The organism is Bradyrhizobium sp. (assembly GCF_027451485.1).
Lineage (GTDB): Bacteria > Pseudomonadota > Alphaproteobacteria > Rhizobiales > Xanthobacteraceae > Bradyrhizobium.
The window spans coordinates 1-12571 of sequence record NZ_DAIDJE010000183.1 but is presented as its reverse complement, the minus strand read 5'-3'; the positions used below and the strand labels follow the sequence as shown (position 1 = coordinate 12571).

The 12571-nt window shown below is 64.2% G+C and carries 11 protein-coding genes and 1 pseudogene; 2 read left to right on the top strand and 10 right to left on the bottom strand.

Annotation, left to right across the window (positions count from 1 at the left end):
- The 9 genes and pseudogenes from NEZ08_RS22145 to flgB all read right to left on the bottom strand — a co-directional run.
- Positions 1-183 (bottom strand): annotated as a pseudogene (locus NEZ08_RS22145) (lectin); the annotation flags it as partial.
- A 158-nt stretch (positions 184-341) separates the two neighbouring features.
- Complete coding sequence (locus NEZ08_RS22140) at positions 342-1286, bottom strand: Tim44-like domain-containing protein (RefSeq protein ID WP_298111843.1); 945 nt, start codon at positions 1284-1286, stop codon at positions 342-344.
- A 158-nt stretch (positions 1287-1444) separates the two neighbouring features.
- Entirely contained in the window at positions 1445-4000 is a 2556-nt protein-coding gene (gene cckA, locus NEZ08_RS22135; RefSeq protein ID WP_298111840.1) for a cell cycle histidine kinase CckA, read from the bottom strand.
- Positions 4001-4327: 327 nt separating this feature from the next.
- A complete protein-coding gene (gene flhB, locus NEZ08_RS22130; protein ID WP_298111837.1) occupies positions 4328-5407 on the bottom strand; it encodes a flagellar biosynthesis protein FlhB in 1080 nt (359 codons plus the stop codon).
- A 12-nt stretch (positions 5408-5419) separates the two neighbouring features.
- Positions 5420-6190: a flagellar biosynthetic protein FliR gene (fliR, locus tag NEZ08_RS22125; RefSeq protein ID WP_298111834.1), complete on the bottom strand. Its 771-nt coding sequence runs from the start codon at positions 6188-6190 to the stop codon at positions 5420-5422.
- An 18-nt stretch (positions 6191-6208) separates the two neighbouring features.
- Positions 6209-6472, bottom strand: a complete 264-nt coding sequence (fliQ, locus tag NEZ08_RS22120) for a flagellar biosynthesis protein FliQ (protein WP_298111831.1) — start codon at positions 6470-6472, stop codon at positions 6209-6211.
- Positions 6473-6589: 117 nt separating this feature from the next.
- Positions 6590-6898, bottom strand: coding sequence for a flagellar hook-basal body complex protein FliE (fliE, locus tag NEZ08_RS22115; RefSeq protein WP_298111829.1), 309 nt, complete (start codon positions 6896-6898; stop codon positions 6590-6592).
- Positions 6899-6916: 18 nt separating this feature from the next.
- Complete coding sequence (gene flgC, locus NEZ08_RS22110) at positions 6917-7342, bottom strand: flagellar basal body rod protein FlgC (RefSeq protein ID WP_298111824.1); 426 nt, start codon at positions 7340-7342, stop codon at positions 6917-6919.
- 46 nt (positions 7343-7388) lie between these two features.
- The gene (gene flgB / locus NEZ08_RS22105; protein WP_298111820.1) at positions 7389-7796 is read right to left on the bottom strand and encodes a flagellar basal body rod protein FlgB; all 408 of its coding nucleotides are present in this window, start codon (positions 7794-7796) and stop codon (positions 7389-7391) included.
- 337 nt (positions 7797-8133) lie between these two features.
- Between flgB and NEZ08_RS22100 the strand changes: the two genes are divergently transcribed.
- Positions 8134-9069 (top strand): flagellar biosynthetic protein FliO, encoded by a 936-nt coding sequence (locus NEZ08_RS22100; RefSeq protein WP_298111819.1) that lies wholly within the window; start codon positions 8134-8136, stop codon positions 9067-9069.
- Positions 9066-9824 carry a flagellar type III secretion system pore protein FliP gene (gene fliP, locus NEZ08_RS22095; RefSeq protein WP_298111816.1) on the top strand — a complete coding sequence of 253 codons (759 nt, stop codon included), beginning with the start codon at positions 9066-9068 and terminating at the stop codon, positions 9822-9824. Before NEZ08_RS22100 ends, fliP begins: the two co-directional genes overlap by 4 nt.
- A gap of 61 nt (positions 9825-9885) precedes the next feature.
- Here the strand turns inward: fliP and NEZ08_RS22090 are convergent.
- Positions 9886-12571: tetratricopeptide repeat protein (locus tag NEZ08_RS22090; protein ID WP_298111813.1), on the bottom strand; the 2686-nt coding region annotated here is incomplete at its 5' end.

Genomic DNA, 12571 nt, shown 5'->3' with positions numbered 1-12571 from the left:
TGCACAATGCTTGTCGGCGCCCTGGAGGCCACCGAGATCGGCGCCTTTGCCGGGTCCAGCCGAAGTGACGAAGAAGGTCATATTGGCCGATTGGGCCAGAGCGCGCTGCGCGGCAAGGCTTCCGAGCAAGGCAGCGGCGGCGACGAGAGCACGATGCGAAATGCTTTTCCGAGAAGCGGACATTCGAAATCCTCCCACGTTTATTGATCCAACTTCATTGGCCCACTCGACGACGACCGGCCAATTAGAACCAAGCCCGTCGTTATCAAGAATATTCCTCGGGGAACGTCGGCAGAAAAAAGCCCCGGTGAACCCACGGCGTCGTTCTTGCTTTCAGCGGATCAGGAGGTCTGCTGGATCGCCGACAGGATCCAGTTGCCGCCACGAGGCCTCAGGAAGGTCCACACTTCCGTGACCTCCTCCGGCTGCTGGCTGCCCTCGACCATACGACCGGTGGTGCGATCCAGCGTGGTATCGATCAGCGAGTAGCGCATCGCCACGCTTGCATAGTCGGTGTCGCCCTCGCGCCAGGCTTCTGCAAGGTCACCCTGCAAAAGCCTGGTGCCGGAAACCTTGTTCACGACATTGCGAGCCCGGTTCTGCTCGAGGTCGCGGGAGAAATACGATGCCATTTCGGGGGTCGCCAGCGTGCGAAGCCGCCCGACATCCTCGTTCGACCAGGCAGCCTGCGTTTCGCCAAGCAACCGTTCGAACGCCTCGTAGTCGGCCGGAAGAATTTGAAGCGGCGCGCTCCCCGATCCCAGTCCAAAGCCCGCCGGGGAGCGGAAGCTGGCCTGGGCACCCAGCGGCGCAGGACCGCCCGCATAAGCCGTCCCCATCTCCTGACGGCGCTGCCACCACGACATCGCCAGCCGCACCAGGAACACGATCAGTGCGATCTGCAAGAGCAGGCCGATAATGGACGAGAAACCGCCGATCCCGCCGAACAGGCCCCCGCCAAACAACATGCCAAGGAGGCCGGCGCCGAGGAACCCGGCCGCAAGGCCGCCGAACAGCCCCGAACCAGGGCGATTGAAGAAACCGCCGCCCGGCGTGCCAAAACCGGAACTGCCGGGGTTGGTGTATGTGCGATTGAAGGGCCGTGCGGCGCTGGGCGCCGTCGAGGTCGAGGGCGGGGCGGAAAACGTCCGCGATCCGCGCGAGCCGGAGCTGATGCCGCCGCCGATCCTCGCGTCCGCCGAGGACGCGACGACCAACGGCACGGCCAGCGACAAGACGACGGCGAGCGCCTGCACCAAACCAAATGCACGTTGCCTGAAATTCATGGCGATGTTCCTCAAAACCCTGCTTCCGAAGGGCGGCTTTGACGCCTTTTGGGTAGAAGCGCCCTTTAGATGGGCAAAGCCACTTATAAAGGAAAGCCGCAGCGAGGGCGCGGGGCTGCGGCGCGGCGTCGCGGGGTAAGGCCTTCCGGCTACGCAACTCACTGAGGCGTCATCGTTTCCTTCACCGCGGCTACCAGCTGGCTCAGTGTGAAGGGTTTCGGCAGGAACGCGAATTGCTGGTTCTTGGGCAGGCTCTTTTCGAAGGCGTCTTCCGCATAGCCTGACACGAAGATGATCTTCAGGTCCGGATTGCGCTCACGCATGGACTTGAGCAGCGTCGGGCCATCCATCTCCGGCATCACAACGTCCGAGACCACAAGATCGACGGCGCCGTCCTTCTCTTCCAGCGCTTCCAGAGCCTCGATGCCGTTTGAGGCCTCGATCACGCTGTAGCCGCGGGAACGCAAGCCCCGGGCATTGAGGGAACGCAGGCCCTCCTCGTCCTCGACCAGCAGGATGGTGCCCTGCCCGGTCAGATCGGTGCGGGGCTTTGAATCTGCGGGCGCCTCCTTGCCGGCGGCGGTGGCGGCGACCGCCTCCGGGATCGCGACCTCAGCTTCCGGATGATGCCGCGGCAGGAAGATGCGGAACGAGGTTCCCTTGCCGGGCTCGGAATCCACATAGACGAAGCCGCCCGTCTGCTTGACGATGCCATACACCGTCGAGAGGCCAAGGCCGGTACCCTTGCCGACTTCCTTGGTCGAGAAGAACGGCTCGAAGATCTTGTCGATGATTTCGGGCGGAATGCCGGTGCCGGTGTCTGTAATGTCGATCCGGACATATTCGGCTGCCGGCATGCCCTTATAGGCGAACTGTGTGGCTTCCTCGGTCGTGACGTTGGCGGTGCGCACCGTGAGCTTGCCGCCGTCCGGCATCGCGTCGCGTGCATTGACCGCGAGATTGACGATCACCTGTTCGAACTGCGAGACGTCGACCTTCACCGGCCAGAGATCGCGGCCGTGGATCAGGTCGAGTTTCACCTTCTCGCCGATCAGCCGGCGCAGCAGCATGGTGAGATCGGACAGCGCATCGCCCAGATCGAGCACCTGCGGCCGCAGTGTCTGGCGCCGCGAGAACGCCAGGAGCTGGCGCACCAGCGTCGCCGCCCGCGTCGCGTTCTGCTTGATCTGCATGATGTCCTGGAACGACGGGTCGGTCGGCTTGTGCGCGTTGAGCAGGAAGTCGTTCGCCATCATGATCGCGGACAGCACGTTGTTGAAGTCGTGCGCGATGCCGCCGGCGAGCTGGCCGACCATGTCCATCTTCTGCGACTGGTTGATCTGGTTTTCCAGAGCGCGGCGTTCGGTCGTTTCCAGCATGTAGACGATGGCCGCCTCGGACTCGCGTTCGTCCTCCTCGACTGCGGTGACGAAGAACTGCCCCCAGCGCTCCCTGGTGCCGTCGAGCATCACCTCGACCGGCTCGATGTCGCCCTGCCCGAGCGCCGCCTGGTTGATGGCCGCGACCAGAAGATGACGGTCGCGCGCATTGACGGTGTTGAAGATGGATTTGCCGTCGGAGCCCAGTCCCTGCGCCAGTTTGGCGAAACGCGCGTTGGCGCGCACGATCGCGCCGGAGCGGTCGACGGTGGCAATCGCCATCGGCGTATGGTCGAAGAAACGCATGAAGCGCACTTCGGCGGCCCGCTGCGGGTCGGCGCGCTCGTCGCGCGCCCGGCTGATGACGAGCGTCCGCGACGCGCCCGGCGCGCCGTCAGCGCCGAAAGCGAGCTTGTGATAGAGCCGCACCGGCATGGTCCTGCCGGTCCGCATCCGCAAATCGATATCGAAGACCTCAGTCGTGACCTCGCCCGGCGCGGGCGTAATCGAGGTCAGAAGCGCAGCTCCGTCGCCGGAGACGATATCGGTCAGCTTCAGGCCGCCGGATCCGATCTCCGCCAGATCGTAATCGAGCCAGTTGGCGAGCGTCGCATTGACATAGACGACTTCGCCGGCCGCGTTGACCGAAAAGAAGCCGCATGGCGCGTGATCGAGATATTCGATCGCGTGCTGCAACTCCTGGAACACGTCCTCCTGCCGCTCGCGGTCGCGGGTGATATCGGCGATCGACCACACCGCATATTTCGCCTCGCGCTTGTTCTGGCCGAGCGGACGAACCCGCATCCGGAGCCAGCGGCCGTGGCCGCCATCAGTGCCGGCGATGCGGACCTCTTCCTGCTGGCGCTTGCCTTCGCGCGACGCCTTGAGCAGCCGAAACACCGCCTCCGATACATCCGGATTGCCGATGAAAACCCGCTCGACCGGGCGCACGTCGTGCGCGCTGGCCGCCCCCGTGAGCGTCAGATAGGCCGCATTGCAGTAGACGATATGCCCCCGCGAATCGGTGACGGCGATCCCGTCATAGGCAAGGTCGGCAATCCGCCGCACGACCGGATCGTCCGCGGAACGGTCGGCGAAGCGAATGATGCCGGCGGCAAATGCAAAAAGATTGAACAGGCCGATCATCGCGAGCAGCGCGAGCAGGCCCAGAATATAAGGCTGCGCCTGCGCCCGGCCGAGGGTCGTCAGCGCCAGCGCGATCGCCACGATGGCGCCCGCGACCAGCAACACCAAAAGGATACTGCCGCCCCGCCGTACCGGCTCCTGGGCGGCGGCCGGCTCTTGCGGCGGATAGTGGTCAGATTCGGCGATCATAAGAGGGAAAATGGCCTGTCGACACGGGAACAACGCAGATTGTTACGCTAGTGCGGTGGATTTGACATTCGCTCCAGTACTTCCGCGAGTCTTCCACAACGAATGTCAAATCCAAAACCGCACGAGAATTGACACCGCTGGCTTCCCTTCGTTCTGGCATTCGCAAACGAACTCGCCGCGACAGCACCCGAACCTCAGACCGGGACACCGTTTTCGGCATGCCGGCCCGCTTAGCCCTTCAGTGCCTGAATCGCCCCAGCAAACGCAAGTCCACCCGCTGATTTTTCGCAAGACTATCAACGATGCCGGCCCGGCCGGAACCGGGCATCATTGCCGCGCCCGGCCGGCGGCGCCGCGCTTGAGGCCCATCACGTAGCCGATGATCTCGGCGACCGCGTGGTAGTGTTCGACGGGTATTTCCTGGTCGATTTCGACCGTGGCGTAGAGCGCGCGGGCCAGCGGTACGTTCTCGACGATCGGAATGTTGTGCTGGCCGGCGATCTCCCTGATCTTCAGCGCGATCAGGTCCACGCCCTTGGCGACGCAAACCGGCGCTGCCATGCCGCGCTCGTAGGACAGCGCAACCGAATAGTGGGTCGGGTTGGTGATGATCACGGAAGCCTTGGGCACCGCTGCCATCATGCGCTTCTTCATGCGCGCCTGACGCAACTGCCGGATGCGGCCCTTGATGTGGGGATCGCCTTCGGACTGCTTGAATTCCTCCTTGATTTCCTGGAGCGACATCTTCTGCCGCTCGTACCACTGCCGGTACTGGAAAAAATAATCGGCGATCGCCACGGCGGCGAGCATCGCCACCACCGCGCCCATCAGATGCAGCGCCATGCTGACGACCACGCCCAGCATGGCCGCCGGATCGAGCCTCAGCATCGATTCCAGACGATACCGCTCCGGCCACAGGATCGCGGTCATCACCGAGCCGAGCGCCAGCAGCTTGAACAGGCCCTTGCCGAAATTGGCGAGGGCCTGCTTGCCGAAGATCCGCTCGGCGCCGGACATCGGCGATATCTTTGAGAGTTTGGGCTTGAGCGATTCGCCCGACCAGACCAGCCGGTGTTGCAGCATATTGCCCGCAATCGCTGCCAGCACCAGCATCAGGAGCGGAACCCCGATGGCGCCGAACACGGCGTATTCCAGGTTTTGTGCCAGCATCAAAAGGCCGGGACCGTCGGTACGGATCATCCAGGAATTGGCAATGAGATTGCGCAACGGCACCTCGATGCCGCCGATCGAGCCGGAAAAGGTCGAGAGAACAAGGGTCGCGCCCGAAATCATGAACCAGGTGTTGACCTCCTGGCTCTTGGCTACGTCGCCGCGTTCCTGCGCCTCATCGAGACGTTTTTGCGTGGGGTCTTCTGTGCGTTCACCGCCGGAATCCTCTTCGGCCATGTTAAACGACCTTCACCTGAGTGGGATGAGATCGTGCATGACGCCGATGAAATACTGCAGATACGTTCCCATCATCGCGGCCAGCACCAGGCCGAAGATCAGGAAGCCGGACAGGATCGAGAGCGGCACGCCGACGAAATAGACCTGCATCTGCGGCATCAGCCGCGCCAGCACGCCCAGGCCGATATTGAAGACGAGGCCGAAAACCAGAAACGGCGCGGCCAGTTGCATGCCGATCTTGAAGGCGGCGCTGAACGCGCGGGTGGCGAGTTCCGCGACATCCCCGCTCGGCATCACTTCGCCGGGCGAGAAGATCTTGTAGCTGTCGTTGAGCGCGGCAATGATCAGATAGTGGCTGTCGGTCGCAAACAGCATGGTGACGCCGAGCAGCGTCAGGAAATTGCCGATCAGGACGCCCTGCTGGCCCTGCGTCGGATCGATCGAGGTGACAAAGCCCAGTCCCATCTGCTGGGCGATCACCGCGCCCGCCACCTGCAGCGCCGCCAGCGTCACGCGCGCGGTTGCGCCGAGCACGACGCCGATCAGGATCTCGTAGACCATCATTACCAGCAGCGCGGCCATCGAGTTCATGTCGATATGGTAGTCGGCGCGATGCAGCGGCAGAATGATCAGCGTGAGCAGAAGCGCGATCGAAAGCTTGACGCGGACCGGAATGTTGGATTCGCCGAATCCGGGCAGCAGCATCACCATGGCGCCGACGCGGGCGAACGTCAGCATGAAGGCCGCCGCCAACAGCGGCAAGAGCGAAATGTCGATGCGCATGCAGGGCGGATTGTGCCATCACCCGCCTATGATTCGCGACGAAATCCGCATCATGTGGCTGTGCAGCGCGTCGGCCATGAATGGCAGCGTCAAAAGCAACGTGACGAAAATGGCCAGAATCTTCGGAACGAAGATCAGCGTCTGCTCCTGGATCTGGGTCAGCGCCTGGAACAGCGACACCACGACGCCGACCACAAGTCCCACCACCATCAGCGGCGATGACACCACGACGATGGTCCAGATCGCATCCCGCGCCACGTCGAGCGTTTCAGCACCGGTCATAGCTCATTTTCCTATTTACCCCTCATGGCGAGGAGCGCGAAAGCGCGTCTCGAACCCATGGAGCCCAGCTTTCTCTTCCTTCGAGACGCCGGCTTCGCCGGCTCCTCAGGATGAGGATCAGATCGTCATCTTCATGATGTCTTCATAGGCGGCGATCACCTTGTCGCGCACCGACACCAGCGTGGAGACCGCGACGTCGGTTTCCGCGACTGCCGTCACGACGTCCATGACGTTGGCCTTGCCCGACGCCATCGCGACCGTTTGCGCATCGGATTTGCGCCCGGCGTCAAGCACGCCGCCGACGGCATTCTTGAGCACGTCGCCGAAGGACAGTCCCGCCGGGTCGGCTGCCTTGGCGGCGCCCCCATTGTCCAGAACGCGGGCGGCCGCAGCATAGGCGTTGGCAGCAATTGCGGGTGAAGCCATCGTTTAAACCTTCCCCTGTCAGGCCTTGAGAATGTCGAGTGTGCGCTGGATCATCCGGCGCGTCGCGCTGATGACGTTGAGATTGGCCTCGTAGGACCGCTGCGCTTCCCGCATGTCGGTCATTTCGATCATCGGATTGACGTTCGGATATTTGACGTAGCCCGAGGCGTCGGCAGCCGGATTGCTGGGCTCGTATTTGACGTGGAAGTCGGAGTTGTCGGTCTTGATCTTGCCGAGCGTCACCACCTGGGCATCCAGCGTGCGGTCAAGCGCCGAAGAGAAGGTCGGCACCTTGCGGCGATAGGGGTCGCCGCCGGCGGTCGATGCCGTCGAATCGGCATTGGCGATATTCTCCGAAATCACCCGCATGCGCCCGGACTGGGCGCGCAGCGCCGACGTCGCAATACCCATCGAGCGGGTAAAATCGTTCGCATCGCTTGACATGAAGCCCCCTCCTTCCGCTTAGCCGAAGCTTTGGCTGCCGAGATGCCTAGCCCTTGCCGATTGCGATCTTCAGCAGTTGCAGGCTCTTGCTGTAGAGTTCAGTCACTGCCGCGTAATCCATCTGGTTCGAGGAGACCTTGAGCATCTCGTCCTCGAGGCTGACCGAATTGCCGGCCGGGCGCGTCAGGAATCCGGCGTGGTTGTTCTGACCGAAGGCAGGATCGGCGCCTTCGGACGCGATATGGCTTGCGCTGGTGCGCGCCATTGCCAGCGTCGTGGCTCCGCCGTCGATTTTGCCGCTGCCGACCTCGAATTTCGGTTCGACCAGATCGCTCGGCTTGAAATTCGGCGTATTCGAATTCGATACGTTTTCAGACAGCACGCGCTGGCGCTCCTGGTGCCACAGCATCTTGGTGCGCAAGATCGACAAGGTCGGAAGGTCGCTGATAGCCATCGCCGCGCTCCCTTCGGGCTTGATGCCCGGTAGGCAGAATTTGCCGCGCGTATGGTTAACGGCTGGTTAAGATCGCGTTCCGTGCGAGCCCGGCCCATTTGAGCCACGAAGTGGCCTTCAGAATCGCTTTGAGCGCAATTTCGCCACGAATGCTGCGTTAACCAGCGAAAATCATCGGCTGAGGCCACGCGAGAAGTCGTTTTGGCCCTGCCGATTCATGGGTTATTAAGACTGCCGGGACGGCAGCTTTTGCCGTGGGACATTAACTTGAGCCGCAGTCGAGGGCTCATTGGGCGTGGTAGGGCCGCTTCGGCCGCTTAAGCGCCGGGGAAAAGGCATGCAGGCACTTACATTTTTGTTCGCGTTCGTGGCGGTCTTGGTGCTGATCGGCGTGGTCGCCTGGCTGATCCGGCGATTCGCCTCCAACCGGCTGGGCACCAACACCAATCGCGGACGGATGCCGCGCCTGGCCGTGATCGATGCCGCCGCCGTGGACGGCCGCCGCCGGCTGGTACTGGTACGGCGCGACAATGTCGAGCATCTCCTGATGATCGGCGGTCCGACAGACATCGTCGTCGAGCCCAACATCGTGCGCGCGGCGCCTGGACGCGATCAGTTGCCGCCGCGGCCGGCCGTCGCCAGCCCCGATACACAGCCACGGATCGTGCCGCTTCCGGACGCCGGCTGGACCGAACCGGAGCCCGCGCGGCCCGAGCCCTTCGAACATGGCGAACCGCAAATGCCCGAGCCCCCGCCGCGCCCGGCCCGGCCGGCCTTTGCCGATGAAGTTCGGCGGCCCGCCCGTGCCGAGCGAAGCGATCCCCTGATGACCGGCTTCCCGCCCGAGCCGATGGGCATGCGCCCTGAACCACGTCCCGAACCGCGCCCCGAGCCCCCGGCGGCAGCGCCGCGAATGCCGCCGCGAGGCGAACCGATGATGCCGCGCATGGCGCGGCCCGTTCCGGTTGATGCGCCGAAGCCAGCGCCGCTTCGCCCCGAGCGTCACGTAGCGCCTCCGCCACCGCCGCCCGCGCCGCCGCCAATTTCTTCCGCCGACCAGAATCTCGCCGAGATGGCGCAGCGGCTCGAAGCCGCCCTGCGCCGGCCACCCGGCGAGCCGGTCGCGCCGCCTGTCGCGCCCGAGCCGCCCGCGTCCCGCAACGGTCCCCGCGGCGAGCCGGCCGCACCGCCGCCCGCGCCGGCCAAGAGCGGATTTGACAACCTCGAAGACGAAATGGCCTCCCTGCTCGGCCGGCCAAAGAATCCTACGTGAGGGCCGCGGGCCGTCCGCGTAGAGTTTTATTTCTAGCCACTGTCCTCGCCGCAAGCCTGCTGGCGCTTCCTGCTTGCGCCCAGGACATCAGCATCAATCTCGGCGGCCAGGGCAATGGCGGCGTGACCGAGCGCGCGATCCAGCTGATCGCGCTGCTCACGGTGCTGTCGATCGCGCCTTCGATCCTGATCATGATGACGTCGTTCACGCGCATCGTGGTCGTGCTGTCGCTTCTGCGCACCGCACTCGGCACCGCAACTGCACCGCCAAACACCGTGATCATTGCGCTCGCGATGTTCCTGACCGCCTTCGTGATGGGGCCGGTGTTACAGAAATCCTACGACGATGGGATCAAGCCCCTGATCGCCAACCAGATCAGCGTCGAGGAGGCCTTGCAGCGCGCATCCGTGCCGCTGCGCACTTTCATGCTCAAGAACGTCCGCGAAAAGGACGTGAAACTGTTTCAGGACATGTCCGGCGAGCCGCTGCCGGCGACGCCCGCGGATTTGTCGCTGCGCATCCTCGTGCCGGCCTTCATGATCTCCGAATTGAAGCGCGCCTTCGAGATCGGTTTTCTCCTGTTCCTGCCTTTCCTGATCATCGACATGGTGGTTGCCTCGGTCCTGATGTCGATGGGCATGATGATGCTGCCGCCGGTGACAGTGTCCCTGCCCTTCAAGCTGATCTTCTTCGTGCTGATCGACGGCTGGTCACTGGTCGCCGGCAGCCTGGTGCAGAGCTACGGCGGGGGTTAGGGCGGCAGTAGGCTTCAGCCGCCGCCCGGACCTGGTGCATCTCCTGCAGCCCCCGCGTGAGCTACTGCGCCGCTCTCGCCTGCCTCGTTCCAATGATCCTGGGCAGCGACCCGGTCGGTGCCGGGTCGGCCTTCGCGTGCGCCGTGGCGTCGGGGTAGCGCGCCTTCATGTCGCGCAGGAACCCTTCCAGCGTATCGACGCTGGCGGCCATCTTGGCGATCTCCGTGAAATCGGCACCGGCGGAATCGACCGGCTTGCTCGCAACCTGGAATGCGGCGCGGTCCTCCGGCGAATTCATCAGCGGCAGGTATTTTTCGCGAAAGCGCGCCATCCCGATCGAATCCTCGGCCAGCGCATAACCGACGACCGCACGAATGATGTCGCTCTTCTCCGCAGCAGTCAGCGGCCGGAAGTCGCGCCAGCGGTCGGCATAATAGAGCTCGATCTGTTCGGCCGCCTGGCGCCATTGCCGCGCCGCCCAATAGATATCCGAGCGCAGCCGGATCGCCTCCTTGCCGGGGATATTCGAAATGATGTCGAGCGCGAGATCGTGTCGCCCGACATCGCTTTGCGCGCGCGCCTCCAAGAGCAGACGCTGCTGACGCAACTCGCCGGAGAGGTCGGCAATCCGGGTCGAGCGGAGGGCATCAATCGCCCGCTCAGGCTTGTGGTTGGTAAGATAGACCATCGCAAGCCGCGCGGCGACCTGCGCGCGCGCGGCACCCTCCAGCCGCTTGTCGACCTGATATTGCAGGAGTTCGGCGGCCTGGTCGAGCAGGTCGACGGCCACAAGACGATCTGCGAGGCGTCGGATCATCTCGTCGCCGCGCCGGCCGATCGGCGTCAGGTCGCGATATTCGTAGAACATCGCAAGCGCGTCGATCGGCGGGAGATCGTCCCCCTTCGAGCCGAGAAAGAGCTGCGCAAACAGGGCCGATGCGGCATCCTGACCCTCGCGGGCAATCTCCAGATTGGGCGCCAGGCGGTTGGCGGTCCGCACCGCGGCGAACGAATCGGCAAACCGTCCGGTTTCGGCGTAGATCCTTGCCATCCCTTCCAACGCCTGCACCTCGAGCGCGTCGCCGCGCCAGGTGATCGACAGCGTCTCCAGATCGCGCAGGGCATCGTCCCGGGTGATTTCGCCGCGCTTTTGCATCAGGGCGATTTGCAGAAGCTTCGCCTCCGTCGAAGCCTGGCGGTCGGACGAGGCGATCGCGCGCTTGAATTCATCGAGCGCATCCATGTCGTGACCCAGGCCCTCGTCGAGCCGGCCGCGCAGGACGGCCACCTCCGCTTGCTGGTCGGGCAAGGTTCCGATCACTTCCAATTCGCTGGCGCGCTTGGCCGCACCGGGATAATCCTTGACTTCGAGCGAGGCGCGCATCGCTTCTGCGATCACGATCCGCTGGAGATCGATCGGCAGCGACGTCACGGCGAATTCGGTGCTCTTGAATTTCTCGCGCGCGTCCGCCCATTTTCCCTGACGCGCGCTCGCCATCGCCTTCCAGAGCTGCGAGTCGTAGTTGCTTCCGATCACCGGGCTCGCGAGATCCTTCAGTCCGCGTTCGGGCCGTCCCATCAGGATGGAGGCGAGCGAGTGCACGATCAGCGCGGCCGGATCTTCCGCGCCCGGTTTGGCGTCGGCGAGCGCGAAATTGAGCACGCCGACCGCTTCCGGATACATCCGCCGCGCCATGTAAAAGCGTGCGAGATCGACCTGCGCCGCCATGCGTTGCTCGGCTCCAGCGGTTGCCGCCGCACCGGCCGCCTGGATCAGGGCATCGAGGCGCTCATTGAAGTTGCCTTCCTTGTTCTTGCGCCATTCTCCGAGATCGAAGATCGGCCGGACGGCCGTGGGGGCGCGCTCGGCGCCGTTGTCGGCGGGCGACAAAGTCAGGCCCCCGGGCTTGCCCAGCACAACCTTGTCGGGCCCCACATCCACCGTCACGTCATCGGAGTTCGGGCGGACGGCAACGCCGTGGATCGACTCAAGCAGCGACAGCTCGACGAAATCCTGTCGCCTGATGAAGCCGCGCGCAGGCGGCATCGCCGTCACCACGAACAGGGTATCGCCAACGTCCGGATCCTTGAAACGATGCAGCGCACCTGCCTTCTTCAGCGGCACCGTGACGTTGGCGAGCGCCGGATCCGCGATGTTCCTGATCGCCGACAGCGCCTGGGACGGCGTCGTGACCGTATCGGCAAAGGTGACCGTCCAGTTCGTTCCGGTGGCAAGGTCCTCGCCCGAAATCGACGGCAGTTGCGGCCGGTTCAGGCGAAAGCGAACCGCCTGCCCTTTTTCCTGGGGCACGATGCTGACGTCGGCGACTGCGGCACCACCCTGTCCGCGGATCGGATCGAGATTGATCGGCTGCTTCGAATCCAGCATCAGCCAGAGCGTATCGGCACGGCGGAACAGCGCCGCGGCCGTCCCTGCCGGCAGCGAAAAAGTCAGATGCAGACCCTCACTGTCGCGGTTCACGGTGACATTGCTCGCACCCGGCTCCGATCTGGCTTCGGCGGGCACAGCCGGCGCCGGCGCAGCCTGCACTTTCTTCGCGGGCGTCTCTCCGGCGTTGGCCGGCGTTGCGACAAGGACCGGAGCGGGTTTGGCGGTCTCGGGCGCCGCCGCGGTCTTCGGTGCTGGGCCGGCGCTGGGTTCGGCGGGCGCCTGAGGGTTGGCGGTTTGTGGCGGTTGTTGCGGCTGCGGCGCAATCGTCGGCTTCTCAGTCGCCACCGGCTTCGCG

Coding starts and splice junctions, on each gene's coding strand:
- NEZ08_RS22140 (WP_298111843.1), bottom strand. CDS start 1,286: ATGAATTTCAGGCAACGTGCATTTGGTTTGGTGCAGGCGCTCGCCGTC.
- cckA (WP_298111840.1), bottom strand. CDS start 4,000: ATGATCGCCGAATCTGACCACTATCCGCCGCAAGAGCCGGCCGCCGCC.
- flhB (WP_298111837.1), bottom strand. CDS start 5,407: ATGGCCGAAGAGGATTCCGGCGGTGAACGCACAGAAGACCCCACGCAA.
- fliR (WP_298111834.1), bottom strand. CDS start 6,190: ATGCGCATCGACATTTCGCTCTTGCCGCTGTTGGCGGCGGCCTTCATG.
- fliQ (WP_298111831.1), bottom strand. CDS start 6,472: ATGACCGGTGCTGAAACGCTCGACGTGGCGCGGGATGCGATCTGGACC.
- fliE (WP_298111829.1), bottom strand. CDS start 6,898: ATGGCTTCACCCGCAATTGCTGCCAACGCCTATGCTGCGGCCGCCCGC.
- flgC (WP_298111824.1), bottom strand. CDS start 7,342: ATGTCAAGCGATGCGAACGATTTTACCCGCTCGATGGGTATTGCGACG.
- flgB (WP_298111820.1), bottom strand. CDS start 7,796: ATGGCTATCAGCGACCTTCCGACCTTGTCGATCTTGCGCACCAAGATG.
- NEZ08_RS22100 (WP_298111819.1), top strand. CDS start 8,134: ATGCAGGCACTTACATTTTTGTTCGCGTTCGTGGCGGTCTTGGTGCTG.